At 54.4% G+C, this 2,565-nt stretch carries 1 protein-coding gene; it reads left to right on the forward strand.

The window, feature by feature from the left end; translation table 11 throughout:
• Positions 1 to 230: 230 nt before the first annotated feature.
• Positions 231 to 2,537 carry a TonB-dependent receptor gene (locus PSV26_RS11610; protein WP_300570827.1) on the forward strand — a complete coding sequence of 769 codons (2,307 nt, stop codon included), beginning with the start codon at positions 231 to 233 and terminating at the stop codon, positions 2,535 to 2,537.
• Positions 2,538 to 2,565 lie beyond the last annotated feature (28 nt).

Here is a 2,565-nt window from a genome sequence, read left to right on the forward strand (position 1 = left end):
TTCCGTTGTCCTCGGTCACGATAGGTACGTTTTTAGGGCGGTACAGCCTATAGAGCACCTCCGACGGGACCGTCGCTATGGGCCGGAGCGACGCTGCTGGCCGGGTGCCCTGAATATGGCTTGCGTCGCGTTTCCTTTCATATATTACTTAGGTCTCTAATCATTTTTGAAAAGCCGGCTTGCGAGCACGTCCACAGAAGGCGGCCGCCCGGAAGGAGAGGGATGAAAATATGAGACTAACTGCTCTCGCGCCGGTCACGCTTGCGACACTGCTGACCTTGTCCCAAGGCGCATACGCTCAATCACAGACCGCCCAACCAGCTCCGACGCCGCCTTCTGACGCCCCCGCGGCGCAAGACCCAAACGCTGAGGGCGACATCATCGTGACGGCGCAGAAGAAGTCGGAAAATCTTCGCGACGTCCCGATCGCGATCAGCGCGATCAAGGGACAGGATCTCACCGCCCGCGGCTTCACAACGTCGATGGATCTTCCAGATCTTGTTCCAGGTGTGCGCTCAACTACCCCGGGTGGCGGTGCTTATGTCACGACGATCATCCGTGGGGTCGGCCAGCAAGATATCGCGGCTCACCAGGAAGCACCGGTCGCCACCTATGTGGACGGAGCGTATGTCGGCCTCTCGACCGCGCTGACTCAGCCGGTTTTCGACGTCGACCGTGTCGAGGTTCTCAAGGGGCCGCAAGGAACACTGTTCGGGCGCAATGCGACGGGTGGCCTTGTCCAATATATTACCCGAGCACCCAGCCAAGAGTTCGAGGCTTATGTCACGACCGAATATGGGAGCTACGACAAGTTCATGACGGAAGGGGCCGTCGGCGGCAGCCTTGGCGGTGACTGGTCAGGCCGTATCGCATATCATGCCGAAAAGGGTGGCGCATACATCCGCAATCCGATCGGGCCAGACCATGACGGCACAGATGTTCAAGCTGTCCGTGCGCAACTCCAGTATAAGCCCAGTAGCGATTTCCGGGCCCTGCTCAGCGTATATGCAGACCGTTTTCCGGACCAACAGGGCCCTGTCGCGAGCACGACGCGCGCGTTTATCGGGGCGAACGGTAAGCCGGTCGGCGTCACGCCCGGCAATTTTGCCGCGTATCAGAATTTCTGCCGCACGACAGTTGGGACAGTTCCGACCACTTATTCTCCACTCGGTGACTGCGCGGCATCACTGAAGAGCCCTTACAATGCGCCAACCGCCAACTACCTAAAATTCAACGGAAAATATCTTAACGCCACCGCGACAATCGATTGGACGATTGGGTCCGGAATCAAGCTGACGTCGATCTCAAACTATCAGTACTCCGATCAACTCTACAACACCCTGCTTGCGAGCGGATTCCCGACAGCTATTTTTAATCAAAGCAATCCTGGGGGCCGCCAATATTCCGAAGAGATCAGACTCTCCGGAAAGGTAAGTAATGTTGACTGGGTCGCCGGTCTTTATGGGTTGTGGATCAACAACCATACCGGCGCAAATGTTAATCTAAACGATATACCGTTCTATGGAATCAATCTCAATGCGGCCCTGCATCTGAGAACCACGTCTTACGCTGGATTTGCGGAAGCCACCTACCACTTTAGCCCCAAGTTCAGTGTTATTGTCGGCGGCCGCGTAACCAGTGACCAGAAGCGTGGTGTCAATCAGTCCTCCTGCACGACCAATCCTACGATCCCGGTCAATATTTGCGCAGTGATCGCAGGGGCGTCGCCGGTTCCGCTCGTGCAGTTCGTCGGATTCGACAAGTCAATATCAACGACATCCTGGTCAGGACGCATCGTTGCTCAATATAAACTCGATGAAAATGTCAATGTCTACGCTGGCGTAAACAGGGGCACAAAGGCAGGTGGGTTCAATACCGGTGCAAACGAGCTTTATCCCGTTTCCGTAGCCGAGTTCAAACCTGAGACGCTTGTGAACTATGAGGCCGGTGTTAAATCGAGAATGCTCAACGGAGTGCTCGATTTCAACGGTTCGATTTTCTATTACGATTACAAGAATCTACAAACCTTCTCGACCCAAAACTTGGCGCTCTACGTCTTTAACGTCGACGCATGGGTAAGGGGTGCCGAGTTCGACATGGTTATCCGCCCGATGCGCGGACTTAATTTTTCCGCATCCGCCAGTTATCTCGATTCAAAGGCCAAAAATGTTCCGGTTGGTGCGGGGTTTGCCGACTTTGTGCTCCCGAACGCGCCGAAATTCAGCTCGAACGTCTCGGCCCGCTACGAGTTCGACCTCGGCCCGGGCAAGGCTTCGATTTTCGGAAGCTACGCGAGGGTTGGCCGGCGGAGTACCTCGGCGGTTGATTACGCGATCGAAAATGTACCTGCCTACAACAAAGTGGATTTCAGGCTCGGATACGAGCTTGATCGCGTCTCATTTGCTTTCAACATCCGAAATTTGACGAATGCACTTATCTATAATTCCGGTGTTCCTTCTGAGACTATAACTGGATCGGTGTTCAATTCAGTTCTTGCGCCAAGAACTTTTTCAGGATCCATATCTCTTAGATTGTGATCGATCTTCAATTGATCCCAATGGCGTC

Source organism: Polaromonas sp. (genome assembly GCF_029945685.1).
Classification (GTDB): Bacteria; Pseudomonadota; Gammaproteobacteria; order Burkholderiales; family Burkholderiaceae_C; genus Polaromonas.

Excerpts from the sequence above, each read along its gene's own strand:
- PSV26_RS11610 (WP_300570827.1), top strand. The coding sequence starts at position 231 with ATGAGACTAACTGCTCTCGCGCCGGTCACGCTTGCGACACTGCTGACC.